The sequence below is a fragment of the Enterobacter sp. ECC-019 genome (genome assembly GCF_043974075.1).
Classification (GTDB): domain Bacteria; phylum Pseudomonadota; class Gammaproteobacteria; order Enterobacterales; family Enterobacteriaceae; genus Enterobacter; species Enterobacter asburiae_D.
This window is the reverse complement of sequence record NZ_CP143759.1, coordinates 4,534,278-4,556,047: the sequence shown is the minus strand read 5'-3', so window position 1 is coordinate 4,556,047 and position 21,770 is coordinate 4,534,278. Positions and strand designations below refer to the sequence as shown.

Sequence of the window (21,770 nt, the reverse complement as noted above, 5' to 3'; positions counted from 1 at the left end):
CCAGGAAGGAGAACGAGAGCCGGTCAGGATGGTCGGTGGGTCAGGAAGACCAGGACGTTTCAGGATGAAACAAACACGTCAGGAAGATGTGTGCAGGATGCAACGGTTTACGGATGACCAGGCCTTCGGGCTTCAGGAAAAGTTGTCACGGATGAGCAGGGAGCACGAATTGTAGCTGGAATGCTGCGGAACGAACCGGGAGCACTGTTTTTACAGTGCTCCCTTTTTTTATTTCTGCCTTCCGCAGTGCTATGCTGCGCGCCGTTCACTTTTTCAGTTGAGGTTACTATGACGCAACACGATAGCGTTCGTGCCCAGTTGCACGCCATCGAAGCCCTTTTGCGCCAACATCAGCTGTGGCAGGAGACCGCGCCGCAGCCAGAAGCGTTCGCGAGCACCCAGCCCTTCTGCCTGGATACGCTGGCCCCGTTTGAGTGGCTGCAGTGGGTGTTAATTCCGCGCATGCACGCCCTGCTGGAGGGCGGTCACCCGCTGCCGCAGGCGTTTGCTGTCTCTCCCTACTATGAAATGGCGCTCGAGGCGACGCACCCTGCGCGCGACGTGATGCTGGTCGAACTGGAAAAACTGGATACCCTGTTTGCCGGTGATGATGCATGACGCTTGAGATCCTCTATCAGGACGAGTGGCTGGTGGCGGTGAATAAACCGTCAGGCTGGCTGGTACACCGCAGCTGGCTCGATCGTGATGAGAAAGTGGTGGTGATGCAGACCGTTCGCGACCAGATTGGTCAGCATGTTTTTACCGCCCATCGTCTCGACAGGCCGACCTCCGGCGTGCTGCTGATGGGGCTTTCCAGCGAGGCGGGACGCCTGCTGTCACAGCAGTTTGAACAGCATCAGATGCAAAAGCGCTACCATGCGATCGTCCGTGGCTGGCTGACCGAATCCGCCACGCTGGACTACCCGCTGGTGGAGGAACTGGACAAAATCGCCGATAAATTTGCCCGCGATGACAAAGGTCCGCAGCCCGCAGTGACGGATTATCGCGGCATGGCGACGACCGAAATGCCAGTGGCAACCAGCAAGTTTCCGACCACACGTTACAGCCTGGTTGAGCTTCTGCCTAAAACCGGGCGTAAGCACCAGCTGCGACGCCATCTCGCACACCTGCGCCACCCGATTATTGGCGACAGCAAACACGGTGATTTGCGCCAGAACCGCAGCGCGGCCGAACACTTTGGCTGCCATCGTCTGATGCTGCACGCCAGCGAGCTGAGCCTGACGCACCCGTTTACCGGCGAACCGTTGACTATCCGTGCGGGGCTGGACGACGTCTGGATGCAGGCGCTGTCACAGTTTGGCTGGCTGGGACAACTCCCCGAAAATGAAAGGGTTGAGTTTGTATCGGGCAACGTTCAGGATGAACGGTAAACGCATTCATTATGGGAAAATATCATGGCTGAAGTAGGCATTTTTGTCGGCACAATGTACGGCAACTCGCTGCTGGTAGCGGAAGAGGCTGAGGCAATACTCGCCAGCCAGGGCCATAAAGCCACGGTCTATGAAGACCCGGAACTGGCTGACTGGGAAAAGTATCAAGATAAATATATTCTGGTGGTGACCTCCACCACCGGGCAGGGCGATCTGCCGGACAGCATCGTGCCGCTGTTCCAGGGCATTAAAGACCAGCTTGGCTATCAGCCGAACGTGCACTACGGCATCATTGCCCTGGGCGACAGCTCTTACGCCAACTTCTGCGGCGGCGGCAAGCAGTTCGATGCGCTCCTGCAGGAACAGAGCGCCCAGCGCGTCGGCGAGATGCTGCTGATTGATGCCGGGGAGCACCCGGAGCCAGAAAGCGAATCAAACCCGTGGGTCGAGCACTGGGCAACTCTCCTTAAATAGTTTTCCAGGCCGGGTAAGGCTTAGCCGCCACCCGGCAACGAAGCCGCAGCAAATCCTCAATTCCGTGAACCACCTTCCACTCCCCTGGGCTTATGCCATAAACAACCTCTCATAAACCCTACAATACTGTGTTTCTGCACGGTGAGAGAACGTGGCACTCCTTCATATACTTTCCCGGTCACTATAAAACGGCTTCAGGCCGTACCAAAACGACAAAACACAAGTCTCATTCTGATTACCCTACCGGTGCTGTACAGAATGAACCAGGCGAAAGCTATGTTTCAGGAGTGCAACAATGAGTACATTAAGCCACGCAGCGAGCAGCGCTGAAAAGCGCACCAACGCCCGCTACTGGATAGTGGTGATGCTGTTTATCGTCACGTCCTTTAACTATGGTGACCGCGCCACGCTGTCGATTGCCGGTTCGGAAATGGCAAAAGATATCGGCCTTGATCCCGTGGGCATGGGTTACGTTTTCTCCGCATTCTCATGGGCCTACGTCATCGGGCAAATTCCTGGCGGCTGGCTGCTGGACCGTTTTGGATCTAAACGCGTCTATTTCTGGTCCATTTTTATCTGGTCGATGTTTACCCTGCTGCAGGGTTTCGTCGATATCTTCAGCGGCTTCGGCATTATCGTGGCGCTCTTCACGCTGCGCTTCCTGGTGGGCTTAGCGGAAGCACCTTCCTTCCCGGGCAACAGCCGCATTGTGGCGGCATGGTTCCCGGCGCAGGAGAGGGGAACGGCGGTGGCGATTTTCAACTCTGCACAGTACTTCGCAACGGTGATCTTCGCGCCAATCATGGGCTGGCTGACGCATGAGGTGGGCTGGTCACACGTCTTCTTCTTCATGGGCGGGCTTGGGATCGTCATCAGCTTCGTCTGGCTGAAAGTGATCCACGAACCCAACCAGCATCCTGGCGTGAACAAAAAAGAGCTGGAGTACATCGCGGAAGGCGGAGCGCTGATCAATATGGATCAGAAATCCGCAAAAGCAAAAGTCCCGTTCAGCCAGAAATGGGCGCAGATCAAACAGCTCGTCGGCTCGCGCATGATGATCGGCATCTATCTGGGCCAGTACTGTATTAACGCCTTAACCTACTTTTTCATCACCTGGTTCCCGGTGTACCTGGTGCAGGCACGCGGCATGTCGATTCTGAAAGCAGGATTTGTTGCCTCGGTCCCGGCAATCTGCGGCTTCGTCGGCGGCGTGCTCGGCGGGGTGATTTCCGACTGGCTGATGCGCCGCACGGGGTCACTGAACATCGCGCGTAAAACGCCGATTGTGCTCGGCATGCTGCTCTCCATGACCATGGTGTTCTGTAACTACGTCAGCGCCGAATGGATGATCATCGGCTTTATGGCGATGGCCTTCTTCGGCAAAGGCATTGGCGCTCTGGGTTGGGCGGTGATGGCGGATACGGCTCCGAAAGAGATCAGCGGCCTGAGCGGCGGTTTGTTCAACATGTTCGGCAACATCTCCGGGATTGTTACGCCAATCGCTATCGGCTACATCGTCGGTACCACCGGCTCTTTCAACGGGGCGCTGATCTACGTGGGTGTACATGCGCTGGTGGCGGTGCTGAGTTACCTGGTGCTGGTGGGGGATATCAAGCGCGTCGAACTTAAACCTGTTGCGGAGCGTGGATGATGACAACGCAATCGACTCCAACCGTCACGGAGATGAAGGTCATCCCGGTGGCCGGGCAGGACAGCATGCTGCTCAATATTGGCGGTGCGCATAACGCCTGGTTTACCCGTAATATCGTCGTGCTGAAAGACAGCGCAGGGAATACCGGCGTGGGCGAGGCCCCTGGCGGAGAGGTGATTTACCAGACGCTGGTCGATGCCATTCCGCAGGTCGTGGGGCAGGAGATTGCCCGTCTGAACAAAGTGGTTCAGCGGGTGCATAAGGGCAATCAGTCGGCAGACTTTGATACGTTCGGTAAAGGTGCCTGGACGTTTGAACTGCGGGTCAACGCGGTCGCCGCCCTGGAGGCCGCCCTGCTCGATTTACTGGGTAAGGCGCTCAATGTTCCGGTTTGCGAGCTGCTGGGGCCCGGCAAACAGCGCGATGCGGTTACCGTGCTGGGCTATCTGTTCTACGTTGGCGATCGCAATAAGACCGATCTCCCCTATCTGGCTCGATCCACGGGCGATCACGACTGGTATCGCCTGCGCCACCAGGAAGCGCTCTCCAGCGACGCGGTGGTGCGGCTGGCTGAGGCGGCGCAGGATCGCTACGGCTTTAAGGATTTCAAGCTGAAGGGCGGCGTGCTGCTCGGCGAGCAGGAGATTGAAACGGCCCGGGCGCTGAAAAAACGCTTTGCGGATGCACGGATCACCGTCGATCCCAACGGTGCATGGCTGCTGGATGAAGCGATTAGCCTGTGCAAAGGGCTGGGGGATGTCCTGACCTATGCGGAAGACCCCTGCGGCGCGGAGCAGGGCTTCTCGGGCCGTGAAGTCATGGCTGAGTTCCGTCGCGCCACCGGGCTGCCTGTCGCGACCAATATGATCGCCACCAACTGGCGTGAAATGGGTCACGCGGTGATGCTGAACGCCGTCGACATTCCGCTGGCGGATCCGCACTTCTGGACGCTTTCAGGTGCAGTGCGCGTGGCGCAGCTGTGCGATGACTGGGGGTTGACCTGGGGCTGTCACTCGAACAATCACTTTGATATTTCGCTGGCGATGTTTACCCACGTTGGCGCGGCGGCGCCGGGTAACCCGACCGCCATCGACACCCACTGGATTTGGCAGGAAGGGGAAGCCCGCCTGACGAAAAATCCGCTGGAAATCATCAACGGCAAGATTGCCGTACCGGATGCGCCGGGCCTGGGCGTGGAGATTGACTGGGATCAGATCCATAAAGCCCATGAGGCGTATAAAAAGCTACCGGGCGGCGCGCGTAACGACGCGGGTCCGATGCAGTACCTGATCCCCGGCTGGACATTTGACCGTAAGCGCCCTGTTTTTGGACGTCACTGATAAAAGGATTGAACGATGAGTACTTTTTCTACCCCTGTAGTTACCGCCATGCAGATCGTTCCGGTTGCGGGCCATGACAGCATGTTGATGAACCTGAGCGGCGCGCATGCGCCATTCTTTACTCGCAACATTGTCATCATCAAAGACAATTCCGGCCATACGGGCGTGGGTGAAATTCCGGGCGGGGAGAAGATCCGCCAAACGTTGGAAGATGCCATTCCGCTGGTGGTGGGCAAAACGCTGGGTGAGTACAAAAATGTCCTCAACACCGTGCGCAACACCTTTGCCGATCGCGATGCCGGAGGGCGCGGCCTGCAGACCTTCGATCTGCGTACCACCATTCACGTGGTGACCGGGATTGAATCCGCGATGCTGGATCTGCTGGGTCAGCATCTGGGCGTCAACGTTGCGTCGCTGCTGGGTGAGGGCCAGCAGCGCAGCGAAGTGGAAATGCTGGGCTATCTGTTCTTTGTCGGCGATCGCAGGCTGACGCCGCTGCCTTATCAGAGCCAGCCGGATGAACAATGCGACTGGTACCGACTCCGCCACGACGAGGCGATGACCCCGGATGCGGTGGTGCGACTGGCAGAAGCTGCTTATGAAAAATATGGCTTTAATGATTTCAAACTGAAAGGCGGCGTGCTGGCCGGTGAGGAAGAGGCGGAAGCCGTGACCGCGCTGGCAAAACGTTTCCCGCAGGCCCGCGTGACGCTGGATCCGAACGGCGCATGGTCGCTTGATAAAGCGATCAAAATTGGTAAGCAGCTGAAAGGCGTGCTGGCGTATGCGGAAGATCCGTGTGGGGCTGAGCAAGGCTTCTCGGGACGTGAAGTTATGGCGGAATTCCGCCGCGCAACGGGGCTGCCGACCGCGACCAATATGATTGCGACCGACTGGCGTCAGATGGGACACACCCTGTCATTACAGTCTGTTGATATTCCGCTGGCGGACCCGCACTTCTGGACGATGCAGGGGTCGGTGCGCGTGGCGCAAATGTGCCACGAGTTTGGCCTGACCTGGGGCTCGCACTCTAACAACCACTTCGACGTGTCGCTGGCGATGTTCACGCACGTTGCCGCCGCCGCGCCGGGCACGATTACCGCTATCGACACGCACTGGATCTGGCAGGAAGGTAACCAGCGTCTGACTAAGCAGCCGTTTGAGATCAAAGGTGGCATGGTGCAGGTGCCTTCCACCCCGGGGCTGGGAGTTGAGCTGGATATGGACCAGGTCATGAAGGCCCACGAGCTGTATCAAAAACACGGTCTGGGCGCGCGCGACGACGCGATGGCGATGCAGTATCTGATCCCGGACTGGACATTCGACAATAAACGCCCGTGCATGGTACGATAAACGCATTTGGGACCGCTCCCATTGGCGGTCTTTTACGTGGTGTATGCTTAACGTAACGACTATGCGTAAGGATGGCTTATGAAAATTGTTATCGCACCGGACTCGTATAAGGAAAGTTTGAGTGCGCTTGAGGTTGCGACAGCGATAGAGCGTGGTTTCCGCGAGATTTTTCCCGACGCGGAGTACGTCAAACTGCCGGTCGCCGATGGTGGCGAAGGGACGGTTGAGGCGATGATCGCGGCAACGCAGGGTCGCATTGTGCATGTTCCGGTGACCGGCCCGCTGGGTGAGCGCGTGGAAGGGTTTTATGGCTTATCCGGTGACGAGCAGAGTGCCTTTATTGAAATGGCGGCGGCAAGCGGCCTGGAGCTGGTCGTCCCTTCGCAGCGTAATCCCCTGAAAACCACCTCGTGGGGCACGGGCGAACTGATTCATCACGCGCTGGATGCAGGCGTTAAGCATATCATCATTGGCATAGGCGGCAGCGCCACCAATGACGGCGGAGCAGGGATGGTGCAGGCGTTGGGGGCAAAGCTGCTGGACGAGAGCGGGCAGTCCCTTGGTCAGGGCGGGGGCGAGCTGGGAAAACTCTCGCGTATCGACCTGAGCGGGCTGGACAGACGTCTGGCGGAATGCCGGATAGAAGTCGCCTGTGATGTGACGAATCCGCTCACCGGAAAGGATGGCGCGTCAGCCGTATTTGGCCCGCAAAAGGGGGCCACACCCGAGATGATCGTTACCCTGGACAATGCGCTGGCACAGTATGCGAGAGTCATTGCCCGGGATCTGGATATCGATGTGCTAAACCTTGCTGGCGGCGGCGCAGCGGGTGGCATGGGCGCCGCGCTGTACGCCTTTTGCGGCGCGCAGCTGCGCCAGGGCATTGAGATAGTGACCGATGCGCTACATCTGGCCGACCAGGTAGCCGATGCGGATCTGGTGATCACGGGAGAAGGTCGCATCGACAGCCAGACGATCCACGGCAAAGTCCCTGTGGGCGTGGCGAAAGTGGCAAAACGCTTTAACAAACCCGTTATCGGCATTGCAGGAAGTCTGACGGCGGACGTTGGCGTGGTACACGATCACGGCATTGATGCGGTGTTTAGCGTGATCTTCACCATCTGCTCACTGGAAGATGCGCTGGAAAATGCCAGCGAGAACGTCAGGATGGCCGCAAGGAATATCGCGGCGGTGCTGAAAATGGGGCAGACATTTTAACTGTGATTGCCGGGTGGCGGCTTCGCCTTACCCGGCCTACGTCAGAGCACCTGTAGGCCCGGTAAACGTAGTGTATGACCGGATACATAGGTGACAGATCAGACCGGGAACATAGGTAACACTTTTTAGTCTATCCGGAGCACACTCTGGGTTCTTCGGTCATAGTACGCAAGCGTTATTCCGTTAAAGATGATGGCCTCAAGGCCATCATCTTGTTCTTCCAGCATGATGTACTCATCAGTCAGTGCTTCACTCAGGAACACCGTCCTCTTTTTCCCCATATAGAGTGTCCCCCTCGATTTCACCCTGTAGACCGTACCGCCTTCCGGATAAGCATATTCAGGAACCCTGCCATCCCAGTGACGGCCTGAGGGCTTCCACACCGTTCCGGGCGTTGCACCCGCCAGGGCTTCATGCGGCCTTTCGTGGTTAAATTCTTCCCGGTAGTCACTGAACCACCGCTGTTGTTCTTCCATCGTCATGAAGGTGTTGCCCTGTTTCACTGCACTTTTCAGCGAGCGGTGCATTCGCTCATGACGGCCGTTTTCTTCCGGATGCCCCTTTCTGATACGTTCCGGTCTGATGCCCAGCTTTATCAGCCAGACTGCAAGGCGACTTAACCCGGCGATACCTGTTCCCGCGAACGGCTGACCATTATCCGTTCTCAGGACTTCCGGCAGACCGTACTCCAGGAACGCATCCGTCAGGCACTGCCTGACGAAGGGCTCGCTCTCCCGGTGTGTTCCCCGGCAGCTCAGAAGATACCGGCTGTGATTGTCGGTCAGGGTGAAGGGATGACAGTATTCCCGGCTCAGCAGCCTGAACTTGCCTTTAAAATCAGCGCTCCAGACCTGATTGTTCTCACTGATGATGGTCAGGGGCTGGCGATTGCCCGGGGTTCTGCGTTTTCGCTTTTTATCCGGAACCAGGCCTTCACGCTTGAGGATATCGCCGATAGTGCTGGCAGCAGGGACGGTAAAATCGACGTGATGATTGAGCAGCCACATCCGCAGTTTTTTGGGACCCCAGTCAGGGTGTTTTTGCCTCAGGGCCGTAAGCTGTCCGGCGATATCATCAGGAACCGTCCGGGAGTGGGAGTGTGGCGCGCGCGACCGGTCAGAGAGAGATGACAGGTCAGAGGGGTCAAAACGCTGAAGCCATTTATAGCCGGTTTTACGGCTGATGCCAAAAAGACGGCAAAGAGCGGAGAAGGAGTCCGTACCTGCATGGCAGGCACGGATAAAATCAAGGCGTTGCATAGGGCGGGTCTCAGTCCAGGGCATAGCGAGTCTCCTCTTCTATGCCAGTTATAACTGTTACCCATGTATCCGGTCTAAAGTGTTACCCATGTTTCCGGTTCATACCGTAGCGCCACCGGGCTTTTACCTCAGTTCCCCAATACCTTCATCGCTTCCCGCGTCACGTTATCCATTTCATCCAGCAGCTCCAGGAATTCCGGTTCAAGCTCCGATTCCGGTGTACCGGCGCGCAACTGCTGCTCCAGCAGCTGGCAGAGGTTTTTCAGCCGCGGTACGCCGCTGTACCCGCAGCTACCGTGCAGCTTGTGGATTGCTTCCAGCAGATCTTCCGGGTTTTCACCCACCAGCTGCTCTTCCACCTTATTGCGAATTTCAGGCAGAAACGCGACCAGCATTTGCAGCATTTCGCGGGCCAAATCGGGTTTACCTGCCGCCTGACGCAGGGCAAGCTGCCAGTCAAAGGTTGCGTTCTGGTTGACGCTGATTTCAACCGGCTCGCTGGATACCGTGTACGTCCCGCCAATATGACCCGGCTTATAGCGTAACAGCAGGTTATGAAGTTTCTCTTCATCGATTGGCTTCGCCAGATAATCATTCATTCCGGCGCTCAGCAGCTTCTCTTTCTGGCCGGCCATCGCGTGCGCGGTGACCGCAATGACCGGCGTTTGCTGCTGATGTGGCAGCTGGTGGATCAGCTCGCAGGCCCGAATGCCATCCATGCCCGGCATCTGAATATCCATCAGTATCAAATCAAACTGCATCTGCTTAGCCTGTTCAACCGCCTGTGCGCCGCTGGTGCACAGCTCCACATGCTGAACCTGGTCTTCAAGCAATGCGCCAATAAGCTTCAGGTTGGCCGGATTATCATCCACCGCCATCACGCTCATCGGCAATTTTTTCTCATCGTCTATCAGCGGGAGGGCATGCTGGCTAAGGCGGCAATACTCCGTGAGCGCGGGCAGCAGGCGGGTCGCGGTGAGCGGTTTCAGCAGACACGCGGCAGCCCCGTCATTTTTCAACTCTTCTGCATTGAGCTGGGCGTGGCAAGGCAGCGCCAGCAGGAGATAGTCGGTCATCGACGCGGCTTTCGCCAGCCGCTCCTGCTGCATGGTCAGTTCGCCGGTGAAGGTGACCGGGATCCCCATCAGCAGAATGTCGTAATGCTCAACGGCAAGGGCTGAGAAGGTAGGGCTGTAGACCACCTCCAGCGGCGTGGTGCTTAAAATATCGAGCGCGCACTGCGCTGCCGCGGCGTTAGGTTCGACGTAGGCCAGACGCTTGCCTTTCAGGCAGTCCGTCACTGGGCCATCGGTCAGCACGTTCGGATTGAGGTCGAGATTAATGTGGAACCAGAAGGTTGAGCCGCGGTTCGGCTGGCTGTGGAAAGAGATATCGCCGCCCATCTCGTTCACCAGGCGCTGCGTGATCACCAGCCCCAGGCCGGTACCGCCATGACGGCGGGAGATACTCGCATCCGCCTGGCGGAACGCCTGGAACAAACGCGACTGATCCCGCTCCGGAATACCGATGCCGGTATCGCGGATCTGGACTTCAATCTGCACCTTATTGCTGCTGATCGAGCGTTTTTCTACCAGAATGTCGATGTTACCGCTTTCGGTGAATTTAATGGCATTCCCGACAAGGTTGGTAATGACCTGCTGCAGACGCAGCGGATCGCCAATAACGTTATCCGGCACGTCGTTTTTAATGTTGAGCGTCAGCTCAAGGCCTTTGTCGTGCGACGAGTGCGCGAGCAGCGTCACCACCTCATCCAGCGTACTGCGCAGCGGGAAGGGAATACTCTCCAGGATCAGCTTACCCGCTTCCAGCTTGGAGAAGTCCAGCACGTCGTTGATGATCGCCAGCAGGTTGTTGGCCGAGCGTTCAATGGTGTGCAGGTGATCGCGCTGAGTCGGGTTGAGCTCGCTTTTTAGAGTCAGGCGGGTGAAGCCGATCACGCCATTGAGCGGCGTACGCAGCTCGTGCGACATATTGGCCAGAAATTCCGACTTAATACGCGCCGCTTCCTGAGCGCGCTTTTTCGCCAGATCCAGCTCAACGTTCTGAATCTCCATCTGCTCCAGCGTTTCGCGCAGGTCGGACGTCGCCTGGTCAACGTTGTGCTGCATCTCTTCGTGGTACGCCGCCAGTGACATCGCCATCGAGTTGATGCCGTTTTTCAGCATATCCAGCTCGCCCAGCATAAACCCTTCCACACGGCTGTCGAGCTGTCCCCGGCGGATGCGGTCAACCGTGTTAACCATGTTGCGGATGGGGCCCGTCACGTCGCGCATCAGGCGCCAGCCGAAGATCAGCGCAATGCCAATGCAGAACAGCATCATCACGCCGGAGATGAAGATTTCTTTGTACTGCTGTAGCCGGACCGACTTGAGATCCAGCTCCAGCGCCACATATCCCAGCATATTGTTGCTGGATTTGGCGTCGGACTGCGCAGACTCATCGGGTGAATAGCTTTCCGATACGATCGGCGTGCGCAGGATCATGATATCGCCGCGCCGCAATACGGTGAGGTGGCGCGGGAACGGCGTACCGTCCGGGATCTTCAGAGCCGCCGGGTCGAGATGAAAATTCGAGGTGACAAACAGGCGGTTATGTTCGTCGTAAACGGAAATGGCGCGTACGATGTCCGAGTGGCGGCGGTGGAGTACGCTGATTAACTGACCAATGGATTCGCGGTTTTGCAGGTTCATGCCGTACTCGCTGGAAACGGCAAGCGGTTCGATAATGCTGGCGCCTGCATCCTCCAGCTGTCGCTGCAAATCGTTATAGCGGTGCACCACAAAGAAGATACTCAGCAGCAAACCGATGAGAACGGTGGGGGCGAGGATCAAAATCATCATGCGCGCGCGCAGGCTGTAGTTGGTCATGGCGTTCCGTTATGGGACAATTAAGATAATTATGTTTATGTGAGAAAAATCTCGGCGATGGCGCAATTCTACTCTGCAAAGCGACGCGTGACGACGCGTCAAATCATCACTGTTGAAGCCACGGACCTCGATCCGTTTGGTCAGGGAGTGGCACGTCACAATGGTAAGGCTCTGTTTATAACAGGTTTACTGCCAACAGAACGAGCAGAAATTACGCTGACGGAAGATAAACGCCAGTTCGCGCGCGGACAGGTTAAGCGTCGCCTCAACGATAGCCTGGAGCGCGTGAAGCCCCGCTGCCCACATTTTGGCGTTTGCGGGGGCTGCCAGCAACAGCATGTGAGCACAGAATTACAGCAAAAAAGCAAAAGCCGCGCGCTGGCGCGTCAGCTTAAACACGATGTTAACGAAATTCTCGCCGATGAGCCCTGGGGCTATCGGCGGCGCGCCCGCCTGAGCCTCAGCTATCAGCCAAAAAAGGCGCTGCTGGAGATGGGGTTTCGCAAGGCCGGCTCCAGTGACATTGTCGATGTGAAGCAATGCCCTATTTTGGTGCCCCATCTTGAGGCGTTGCTTCCGGATGTGCGCACCTGTCTCTCCGGGCTGGACGGCGTTCGCCACCTCGGACATGTCGAACTGGTCATGGCCAACAATGGACCGCTGATGGTCCTGCGCCATACCGCGCCGCTGTCGAAAAAAGATCGCGAAAAACTGGAACGCTTTTCGCATTCCCACGACCTGGCGCTTTTCCTTGCACCACAAAGCGAGATACTTGAGCAGGTTACCGGTAAGGCGCCCTGGTATGCGTCAAACGGGCTACGCTTAACGTTCAGCCCGCGGGATTTCATTCAGGTGAATGACGGCGTAAACCAGCAGATGGTTGAGAAAGCGTTGACGTGGCTGGATGTTCAGAAAAGCGATCGGGTGCTCGATCTGTTCTGCGGAATGGGCAACTTCACGCTGCCGTTGGCGCGAAAAGCGGCCAGCGTCGTCGGTGTGGAAGGCGTTGAGGCGCTGGTGGCTAAAGGGCAGGAGAACGCACAGCAGAACGGCTTGCAAAATGTGACATTCTTTCATCAAAATCTTGAGGAAGATGTCACCCAACAGCCGTGGGCAAAACAGGGCTTTGATAAAATTTTGCTCGACCCGGCGCGTGCCGGTGCCCCGGGGGTGATGGCACATATTATTAATCTCGCGCCGAAGCGTGTGGTCTATGTTTCCTGTAACCCGGCAACGCTTGCCCGGGACAGTGAGGCATTAATCAGTGCGGGTTACCAGATTCAGCGTCTGGCAATGCTGGACATGTTCCCGCACACTGGTCATCTGGAATCGATGGTGTTGTTCGAGCACATCTAATTTGTTTGGCTTGTCGACTTCGACAGGCCCTGGTCCCTAAAGGAGAGGACAATGGTTGCGGTAAGAAGTGCACATCTCAATAAAGCTGGGGAATTTGACCCACAAAAATGGATCGCAAGTCTGGGAATTTCCAGCCAGCAGTCGTGTGAACGCTTAACCGAAACCTGGGCCTATTGTCTGCGCACCACGCAGGGGCATCCTGACGCTGAGCTTCTGCTGTGGCGCGGCATCGAAATGGTCGAAATTCTCTCCATGCTGAACATGGACATCGAAACGCTGCAGGCCGCACTTCTTTTCCCCCTCGCGGATGCGGACGTGGTCAGCGAAGATGTGCTGCGCGATAGCGTCGGAAATGCCGTCGTCGCGTTGATCCATGGCGTGCGCGATATGGCGGCCATCCGCCAGCTCAAAGCCGCGCACACCGATTCCGTCTCCTCAGAACAGGTCGATAACGTTCGCCGGATGCTGCTGGCCATGGTGGATGATTTCCGCTGCGTGGTCATCAAGCTTGCCGAGCGGATTGCCCACCTGCGTGAGGTGAAGGATGCGCCGGAAGACGAGCGCGTGCTGGCCGCCAAAGAGTGTACAAACATCTATGCGCCGCTGGCGAACCGCTTAGGGATTGGTCAGCTGAAATGGGAGCTGGAAGATTACTGCTTCCGCTATCTGCACCCGGCGGAATATAAACGTATTGCCAAACTCCTGCATGAGCGCCGTATCGACCGCGAGCACTATATCGAGGAATTTGTCGGCGGCCTGCGCCAGGCGATGAAAGAAGAGAACGTGCGCGCCGAAGTCTACGGTCGGCCTAAGCATATCTACAGCATCTGGCGCAAAATGCAGAAGAAACACCTCGCCTTTGACGAGCTGTTTGACGTGCGCGCTGTGCGTATCGTGGCGGAGCGTCTGCAGGACTGCTACGCCGCGCTGGGGATAGTACACACTCACTTCCGTCACCTGCCGGACGAGTTCGATGACTATGTCGCCAACCCCAAACCGAACGGCTATCAGTCTATCCATACCGTTGTGCTTGGCCCTGGCGGCAAAACGGTCGAGATTCAGATCCGCACTAAACAGATGCACGAAGACGCCGAGCTGGGCGTCGCCGCACACTGGAAATACAAAGAAGGCACGTCCGGCGGGGCGCGTTCAGGACATGAAGACCGCATTGCCTGGCTGCGCAAGCTGATTGCGTGGCAGGAAGAGATGGCCGACTCCGGCGAGATGCTCGATGAAGTGCGTAGCCAGGTCTTTGACGATCGCGTCTATGTCTTTACCCCGAAAGGGGACGTTGTCGACTTGCCTGCGGGCTCTACGCCGCTCGATTTTGCCTACCACATCCACAGTGATGTGGGACACCGCTGCATCGGGGCGAAAATCGGCGGACGAATCGTTCCGTTCACCTATCAATTGCAGATGGGTGACCAGATTGAAATCATTACCCAGAAGCAGCCTAACCCGAGCCGTGACTGGCTTAACCCTAACCTGGGCTACGTCACCACCAGCCGCGGGCGCTCGAAAATTCACGCCTGGTTCCGTAAACAGGATCGTGACAAGAACATCCTTGCCGGTCGCCAGATCCTCGACGACGAGCTGGAGCATATCGGGATAAGCCTGAAAGAGGCGGAGAAATTCCTGCTGCCGCGCTACAACTTCAACGAGCTTGACGAGCTGTTAGCGGCCATTGGCGGCGGTGATATCCGACTGAATCAGATGGTGAACTTCCTGCAGGCGCAGTTCAATAAGCCAAGCGCGGCAGAGCAGGACGCGGCGGCGCTGAAGCAACTGCAGCAGAAAACCTACGCGCCGCAGCAGCGCAGCAAAGACAACGGTCGCGTGGTGGTCGAGGGTGTGGGCAATCTGATGCACCATATTGCCCGCTGCTGCCAGCCGATTCCGGGCGACGATATTGTCGGCTTTATCACCCAGGGACGCGGGATTTCGATTCACCGTTCCGACTGCGACCAGCTTGCCGAGCTGCAGTCGCATGCGCCGGAGCGCATCGTGGAAGCGGTCTGGGGTGAGAGCTATTCCGCCGGCTACTCGCTGGTGGTGCGCGTTACTGCCAATGACCGCAGCGGCCTGCTGCGCGACATCACGACCATTCTCGCCAACGAGAAGGTTAACGTGCTGGGCGTTGCCAGCCGCAGCGATACCCGCGAGCAGCTTGCCACCATCGATATGACCATCGAAATCTACAACCTGCAGGTGCTGGGCCGCGTGCTCGGCAAACTGAACCAGGTGCCGGATGTGATTGACGCGCGTCGTCTGCACGGCGGATAAGATTTCCCTCTTTTGTAGGCCGGGTAAGGCGTAAGCCGCCACCCGGCGTTTTTTTATCAGGACATAACCATGACTCAAATCGACCGCCTGCTCGGCATCATGAAACGCCTGCGCGACCCGGAAAACGGCTGCCCGTGGGACAAAGAGCAGACTTTCGCGACCATCGCACCGTACACCCTCGAAGAAACCTATGAGGTGCTGGACGCTATTTCACGCGAGGATTTTGACGACCTGCGCGGCGAGCTGGGCGATCTGTTATTCCAGGTGGTGTTCTATGCGCAAATGGCGCAGGAAGAAGGGCACTTTAACTTTGACGACATCTGCGCTGCTATAAGCGACAAGCTGGAGCGCCGTCATCCCCATATCTTTGGCGATGCCACCGCAGGGAACAGCGCCGAGGTGCTGGCCCGCTGGGAGCAGATCAAAAGCGCCGAGCGGGCGGAAAAATCTCAGCATTCTGCGCTGGATGATATTCCGCTGAGCCTGCCCGCGCTGATGCGCGCGCATAAAATCCAGAAACGCTGCTCCGCCGTGGGTTTTGACTGGACCTCCCTCGGCCCGGTGCTGGATAAAGTGCACGAAGAGATTGATGAAGTCATGCACGAGGCGCAGCAGGCGGTGGTGGATGAAGCCAGGCTTGAGGAAGAGATGGGCGACCTGCTGTTTGCGACCGTCAACCTTTCTCGCCACCTGGGTGTAAAAGCGGAAACCGCCCTGCAAAAAGCCAACATAAAATTCGAACGACGCTTTCGCGAAGTTGAGCGGATTGTCGCCTCGCGAGGCCTGGAAATGACCGGAATTGACCTCGAGGCAATGGAAGAAGTCTGGCAGGAAGTAAAGCGCCAGGAATCTGATCTCTAACGAGATTTTGCGATCAAGCGCAATTTGTGTGATTTTTTAAATGACAAGCGCTTGATTTGCGTCAAAAACATTTACCCAAAAGGGGCTATTTTCTCACTCCTTATGTTTGTCATGGCCTGGAATGGAGACGGAGAATGAAAGTTTGTGGCGCTCGCCGTGTTCGGGTATACTACTTTCCCGTCCTGGTTATTCCATCGTTTCACCCTAACTTCTCAGGTTCAGCATGACAACGAACTATATTTTTGTGACCGGCGGGGTCGTATCCTCTCTGGGTAAAGGCATTGCCGCAGCCTCCCTCGCAGCCATTCTTGAAGCCCGTGGCCTCAATGTGACCATGATGAAACTGGATCCGTACATCAACGTCGATCCGGGTACCATGAGCCCAATCCAACACGGGGAAGTGTTCGTTACTGAAGACGGCGCTGAAACCGATCTGGATCTTGGCCACTACGAGCGTTTCATCCGCACCAAAATGACCCGTCGTAACAATTTCACGACTGGCCGCATCTACTCCGACGTTCTGCGTAAAGAGCGCCGTGGTGACTACCTGGGTGCAACCGTTCAGGTTATCCCGCACATCACTAATGCAATCAAAGAACGCATTGTTGCGGGTGGCGAAGGCCACGACGTGGTGCTGGTGGAAATCGGCGGTACCGTGGGTGATATCGAATCCCTGCCATTCCTGGAAGCGATTCGTCAACTGGCGGTAGATATTGGTCGTGAACACGCGCTGTTCATGCACCTGACCCTGGTGCCGTACATGGCCGCCGCAGGTGAAGTGAAAACCAAGCCGACTCAGCACTCTGTGAAAGAGCTGCTCTCTATTGGTATTCAGCCAGATATCCTGGTTTGCCGCTCCGATCGCGCGGTTCCGGCGAACGAACGTGCGAAAATTGCATTGTTCTGTAACGTGCCTGAAAAAGCCGTTATTTCAATGAAAGATGTCGATTCCATTTATAAAATCCCGGGCCTGTTGAAATCGCAGGGCCTGGACGATTATATTTGTAAACGATTCAGCTTGAACTGTCCGGAAGCTAACCTGTCTGAATGGGAACAGGTTATTTATGAAGAAGCCAACCCGGCAGGCGAAGTGACTATCGGTATGGTCGGCAAGTACATTGAACTGCCGGATGCCTATAAGTCAGTGATCGAAGCGCTGAAACACGGTGGTCTGAAGAACCGTGTCTCCGTGAACATCAAGCTGATTGATTCGCAGGATGTTGAAACGCGTGGCGTTGAAATCCTGAAAGATCTGGATGCTATCCTTATCCCTGGCGGCTTCGGCTACCGTGGTGTAGAAGGCAAGATCGCCACCGCGCGCTATGCGCGTGAAAACAATATTCCATACCTCGGCATCTGCCTGGGTATGCAGGTTGCGCTGATCGAATTTGCGCGCAACGTAGCGGGAATGGAAAACGCGAACTCTACGGAATTTGTGCCAGACTGTAAGTACCCTGTGGTGGCGCTTATCACTGAATGGCGTGACGAAGAAGGTAACGTCGAAGTCCGTACCGAGAAGAGCGATCTGGGTGGCACCATGCGTCTTGGCGCACAGGCCTGCCAGCTGTCTGACGATAGCGTGGTTCGCAAGCTGTATGGCGAACCAACCATCACCGAGCGCCATCGTCACCGCTATGAAGTCAACAACATGTTGTTGAAACCTATTGAAGCCGCGGGCCTGCGTGTTGCGGGCCGCTCCGGGGATGATCAGTTAGTCGAGATCATTGAAGTGCCAAACCATCCGTGGTTTGTCGCCTGCCAGTTCCACCCGGAATTTACTTCAACGCCACGTGACGGGCATCCGCTGTTTGCAGGCTTCGTGAAGGCCGCCAGCGACTACCAGAAGCGTCAGGCGAAGTAAAAAAAGTTAGAACGGCAACGCGTACCTTTGGTACGCGTTGTTTGTCTGGAGTTTTAGTTTAACTTGTACTGAGGAAAATCTAATGTCCAAAATCGTTAAAGTCATCGGTCGTGAAATCATCGACTCCCGTGGTAACCCGACCGTTGAAGCCGAAGTTCACCTGGAAGGTGGTTTCGTTGGTATGGCTGCTGCTCCATCAGGTGCTTCTACTGGTTCTCGCGAAGCGCTGGAACTGCGCGATGGCGACAAATCCCGCTTCCTGGGCAAAGGCGTACTGAAAGCGGTTGGCGCTGTAAACGGTCCGATTGCTCAGGCAATCCTTGGCAAAGACGCCAAAGACCAGGCTGGCATCGACAAGATCATGATCGATCTGGACGGTACTGAAAACAAATCTAACTTCGGTGCGAACGCAATCCTGGCTGTTTCCCTGGCGAACGCCAAAGCAGCTGCAGCAGCGAAAGGTCAGCCACTGTTCGAGCACATCGCTGAACTGAACGGCACCCCAGGCAAATACTCCATGCCTGTACCAATGATGAACATCATCAACGGTGGTGAGCACGCAGACAACAACGTTGATATTCAGGAATTCATGATTCAGCCAGTTGGCGCGAAGTCCCTGAAAGAAGCGGTACGTATGGGTTCTGAAGTGTTCCACAACCTGGCTAAAGTTCTGAAAGCTAAAGGTATGAACACGGCTGTGGGTGACGAAGGTGGCTATGCGCCAAACCTGGGTTCTAACGCAGAAGCACTGGCTGTTATCGCAGAAGCAGTAAAAGCTGCTGGCTACGAGCTGGGCAAAGACATCACCCTGGCGATGGACTGTGCAGCATCTGAATTCTACAAAGACGGTAAATACGTTCTGGCTGGCGAAGGCAACAAAGCGTTCACCTCCGAAGAGTTCACTCACTTCCTGGAAGACCTGACCAAACAGTACCCAATCGTGTCTATCGAAGACGGTCTGGACGAGTCTGACTGGGCTGGCTTCGCATACCAGACTAAAGTACTGGGCGACAAAATCCAGCTGGTTGGTGACGACCTGTTCGTAACCAACACCAAGATCCTGAAAGAAGGCATCGAGAAAGGCATCGTTAACTCCATCCTGATCAAATTCAACCAGATCGGTTCTCTGACCGAAACTCTGGCTGCGATCAAAATGGCGAAAGACGCTGGCTACACCGCTGTTATCTCTCACCGTTCTGGCGAAACTGAAGACGCTACCATTGCCGACCTGGCTGTGGGTACCGCTGCAGGCCAGATCAAAACCGGTTCTATGAGCCGTTCTGACCGTGTTGCTAAATACAACCAGCTGATTCGTATCGAAGAAGCGCTGGGCGAAAAAGCACCATACAACGGCCTGAAAGAGATCAAAGGCCAGGCATAATTGCTTAAGCCTTAAAATGAAAATGCCAGTCGAATGACTGGCATTTTTTTGGCTATTTAAAATCGACCGCCATTTGCTCCGGAATGGTCAGCCCCTGGGTGGTTTGCACGCAGCGGGCGATGTAATCTGTAAACCGGGGTGGCTTCGGCATCCCCATGCTCAGCAGCTTATCGTTGCTGAAGCGCACGTTAAGCGTGGCAAATGCACCGTATAAACGCATGGCTTTCAGCATCAGACGTTCGTTGCACGGCCCAAAAATATGTTTCAACTCGCGGCGCATTCTGACCAGCGTTTCGTAGCTGACCTGCGCATATTTATCCCCGACGGGGGCTTTCTCCAGCGCCTGCGCCATTGCCTGATCGATATCCGCAAAGCGAACACTGTTCTCTTCTCCCGCAGAAATATGTACCACTTCTCCCGGACGAGCGTTGCTGTTGAGCAGCATTAACATCGCGTCGGCGCAATAATCCACCGGAACAACGTCGATCCGGTCTTCCATTGAGCACATAAACTTCTGCAGCATCAGGCCCATGCTAAAGACCCAGAAAATGCTGCTCGACGGCGTGCAGCCGTGACGGGTATGGCCGACGACGATGGACGGACGGGCGATGAGCAGCGGCAGGTTCGGACACTCCTGGCGCATCAGCTGTTCGATGGTTGACTTCGAAAACGTGTATTCCACCAGGTGTTCAGCATTCTCTCTGAATTCAGCGCTTTCGGCGACCAGTGAATCCTGCTCCGGCGTGCAAGACATCGCGGTGCCGACGTGGAGGAAGCGCTGCAGCCCTGTGACCTGCTCCATACGGCGCGCCAGCGCGAGCGTACCTTCAACGTTGACCTTCCAGATCAGCGGGTTATTACCAAATGAGGCGACAGCCGCACAGTTAACGACATGCGTGACCCGATCCAGACGGGGATCGTTGAGAAAGGCTTCAGGCTGGCTGAGGTCGCCAATCAGGATATTATCCACCTTCAGAGAGGCCAGTTTGTCCTCAGGAACGTTGAACTTGCGCATATTCTCCAGCACGCGCTCCAGCCCGCTCTGCGGATCGCCGGCGCGCGCAAGCAAAAGGAGTTCTACGGATTGATCATTGGTAAGGATTTTTTCAAGAACTGCACCGCCCAGAAATCCGGTCACGCCTGTAATCAATAACATCTTCATTAATACCGTCTCATTATGATTGATGAGGCGGATTGTAGGCGCGCAAAAGTAAACGGCATTTAAATAATAAATCGCCGAAACCGACAGCATCTTAAGCTTATTTTAAGGAAAGGAAATCGGGTGGATATATTGGACATTAGCGGAAGGGTAAAAATTCACTCTATTAAAATTTAAATTTTAACCTGTTGAATTTAATGTTTTTTGTTGTAGCTCTCTCGAATGGTAAACTTAATTCAAAATGTAATAAATATAATAATTTGTTACACCAAACATTTACCAAATAAATGATTTAAACACCACTTAACTAAAATCAGCCGGCATAACTCGCAGGCTGTTTTATTTAGCCTGCGAAGGATTTTTTAGAGTAACAGGGGAAGCGTGGCGCTGGCTGTTTGTTGGCTAACGTCGCCGTAATGACCATCCAGCGCAATCATGGACGTCGTCAGCAGCTCGACCAGCAGCATCACCCCAACCTTAGCATTGAGTGCGCCTGCGCTAAGAGGGCCCTCTGGTTTGGCGGCAACCAGCTGCATGTCGCTCAGAGACGCCAGCGGGCTGCGGGGCGTATTGCTGAGTGCCAGAACCTTAACGCCGCGCTTGCGGGCAAGCTTCACCACGTGGAGTAAATCCCGCGTTGAACCCGAACTGGAGATGGCCACAACCAGCGTCTCTTTCGACAGCGTTGTCGCATTCATGGCCGCGCGGTGCATATCGCTAAACAGCTGTGCGGGTTTGCCCAACCGCAGCAGCTTGTAATGCAGATACTCCCCAAGGATGGCGCTGGCCGCAACGCCATAAATCTGCACGGATTGCGCCTGGTGCAGCGCCAGCGCCGCCTTTTCAAGCAGCGTGCGGTCGAGGAGTCGGGCGGTATCCTGCAAAGCCTGCACCGACTCATCCACGACGTTATCAATCTCATCCCCCGCCTGACGCGCGGGCTGGCCCTGCTGAATATCCAGCGCAAGCGCCATTTTAAATTCGTTATAGCCCTTGCAGCCCAGCGTCCGGCAAAGGCGCGTGACGCTGGCCTCGCTGGTGTGGCTCTCGCGCGCCAGCTCGGTGATCGTCAGGTAAAGCACCCGGGCAGGATCGCTGAGGACAAACTCGCCGAGTTTTTGTTGCGTTGGGCTGTACCCGGAAGCCTCCTGGCGGAGCTTCAGCAGCAGATTTTCATGGTCCGACATGCCACGTCCTTAATGTGTTTCGCTGCGACTAGTGTGGCGGAAAGGAGGGGAAAGATGCCAGTCATTTTGAAAAAGTATGATCGGCTTCCTGGTTTTTGATGATAATTT

At 56.0% G+C, this 21,770-nt stretch carries 16 protein-coding genes; 12 read left to right on the top strand and 4 right to left on the bottom strand.

Annotated elements, in window-relative coordinates:
- Nucleotides 1-288: 288 nt before the first annotated feature.
- The 7 genes from V1566_RS21605 (at nucleotide 289) to V1566_RS21575 (ending at nucleotide 7,427) form a co-directional block, all read left to right on the top strand.
- Nucleotides 289-618 carry a YqcC family protein gene (locus tag V1566_RS21605; protein WP_213328660.1) on the top strand — a complete coding sequence of 110 codons (330 nt, stop codon included), beginning with the start codon at nucleotides 289-291 and terminating at the stop codon, nucleotides 616-618.
- Nucleotides 615-1,391: a tRNA pseudouridine(65) synthase TruC gene (gene truC, locus V1566_RS21600; protein WP_063144718.1), complete on the top strand. Its 777-nt coding sequence runs from the start codon at nucleotides 615-617 to the stop codon at nucleotides 1,389-1,391. Before V1566_RS21605 ends, truC begins: the two co-directional genes overlap by 4 nt.
- 24 nt (nucleotides 1,392-1,415) lie before the next feature.
- Nucleotides 1,416-1,865, top strand: a complete 450-nt coding sequence (locus V1566_RS21595; RefSeq protein ID WP_221551397.1) for a flavodoxin — start codon at nucleotides 1,416-1,418, stop codon at nucleotides 1,863-1,865.
- 295 nt (nucleotides 1,866-2,160) lie between these two features.
- Nucleotides 2,161-3,516 carry a galactarate/glucarate/glycerate transporter GudP gene (gene gudP / locus V1566_RS21590; RefSeq protein ID WP_033146426.1) on the top strand — a complete coding sequence of 452 codons (1,356 nt, stop codon included), beginning with the start codon at nucleotides 2,161-2,163 and terminating at the stop codon, nucleotides 3,514-3,516.
- Nucleotides 3,516-4,856: an enolase C-terminal domain-like protein gene (locus tag V1566_RS21585; RefSeq protein ID WP_395306026.1), complete on the top strand. Its 1,341-nt coding sequence runs from the start codon at nucleotides 3,516-3,518 to the stop codon at nucleotides 4,854-4,856. Before gudP ends, V1566_RS21585 begins: the two co-directional genes overlap by 1 nt.
- Before the next feature lie 15 nt (nucleotides 4,857-4,871).
- Nucleotides 4,872-6,209 (top strand): glucarate dehydratase, encoded by a 1,338-nt coding sequence (gudD, locus tag V1566_RS21580; RefSeq protein ID WP_395304588.1) that lies wholly within the window; start codon nucleotides 4,872-4,874, stop codon nucleotides 6,207-6,209.
- Nucleotides 6,210-6,287: 78 nt separating this feature from the next.
- Nucleotides 6,288-7,427: a glycerate kinase gene (locus V1566_RS21575; RefSeq protein ID WP_395304587.1), complete on the top strand. Its 1,140-nt coding sequence runs from the start codon at nucleotides 6,288-6,290 to the stop codon at nucleotides 7,425-7,427.
- Between the two features lie 125 nt (nucleotides 7,428-7,552).
- Here the strand turns inward: V1566_RS21575 and V1566_RS21570 are convergent, their stop codons facing one another.
- A complete protein-coding gene (locus V1566_RS21570; RefSeq protein WP_395304586.1) occupies nucleotides 7,553-8,710 on the bottom strand; it encodes a DDE-type integrase/transposase/recombinase in 1,158 nt (385 codons plus the stop codon).
- A gap of 104 nt (nucleotides 8,711-8,814) precedes the next feature.
- On the bottom strand, nucleotides 8,815-11,574 hold the full coding sequence (gene barA / locus V1566_RS21565) for a two-component sensor histidine kinase BarA (protein WP_395304585.1): 2,760 nt from the start codon (nucleotides 11,572-11,574) through the stop codon (nucleotides 8,815-8,817).
- 57 nt (nucleotides 11,575-11,631) lie between these two features.
- Between barA and rlmD the strand changes: the two genes are divergently transcribed.
- The 5 genes from rlmD (at nucleotide 11,632) to eno (ending at nucleotide 19,316) form a co-directional block, all read left to right on the top strand.
- Nucleotides 11,632-12,930, top strand: a complete 1,299-nt coding sequence (gene rlmD, locus V1566_RS21560; protein WP_395304584.1) for a 23S rRNA (uracil(1939)-C(5))-methyltransferase RlmD — start codon at nucleotides 11,632-11,634, stop codon at nucleotides 12,928-12,930.
- Between the two features lie 51 nt (nucleotides 12,931-12,981).
- Entirely contained in the window at nucleotides 12,982-15,213 is a 2,232-nt protein-coding gene (gene relA / locus V1566_RS21555; protein WP_395304583.1) for a GTP diphosphokinase, read from the top strand.
- Between the two features lie 69 nt (nucleotides 15,214-15,282).
- Nucleotides 15,283-16,074, top strand: a complete 792-nt coding sequence (mazG, locus tag V1566_RS21550; protein ID WP_395304582.1) for a nucleoside triphosphate pyrophosphohydrolase — start codon at nucleotides 15,283-15,285, stop codon at nucleotides 16,072-16,074.
- 223 nt (nucleotides 16,075-16,297) lie between these two features.
- Nucleotides 16,298-17,935: a glutamine hydrolyzing CTP synthase gene (gene pyrG / locus V1566_RS21545; RefSeq protein WP_010434601.1), complete on the top strand. Its 1,638-nt coding sequence runs from the start codon at nucleotides 16,298-16,300 to the stop codon at nucleotides 17,933-17,935.
- 82 nt (nucleotides 17,936-18,017) lie between these two features.
- Entirely contained in the window at nucleotides 18,018-19,316 is a 1,299-nt protein-coding gene (gene eno / locus V1566_RS21540) for a phosphopyruvate hydratase (protein ID WP_010434599.1), read from the top strand.
- Nucleotides 19,317-19,368: 52 nt separating this feature from the next.
- On the opposite strand, the gene V1566_RS21535 is transcribed toward eno, so the two are convergent.
- Nucleotides 19,369-20,478 (bottom strand): SDR family oxidoreductase, encoded by a 1,110-nt coding sequence (locus V1566_RS21535; protein ID WP_213328654.1) that lies wholly within the window; start codon nucleotides 20,476-20,478, stop codon nucleotides 19,369-19,371.
- Between the two features lie 359 nt (nucleotides 20,479-20,837).
- On the bottom strand, nucleotides 20,838-21,662 hold the full coding sequence (locus V1566_RS21530) for a MurR/RpiR family transcriptional regulator (protein WP_010434594.1): 825 nt from the start codon (nucleotides 21,660-21,662) through the stop codon (nucleotides 20,838-20,840).
- Nucleotides 21,663-21,770: the final 108 nt, after the last annotated feature.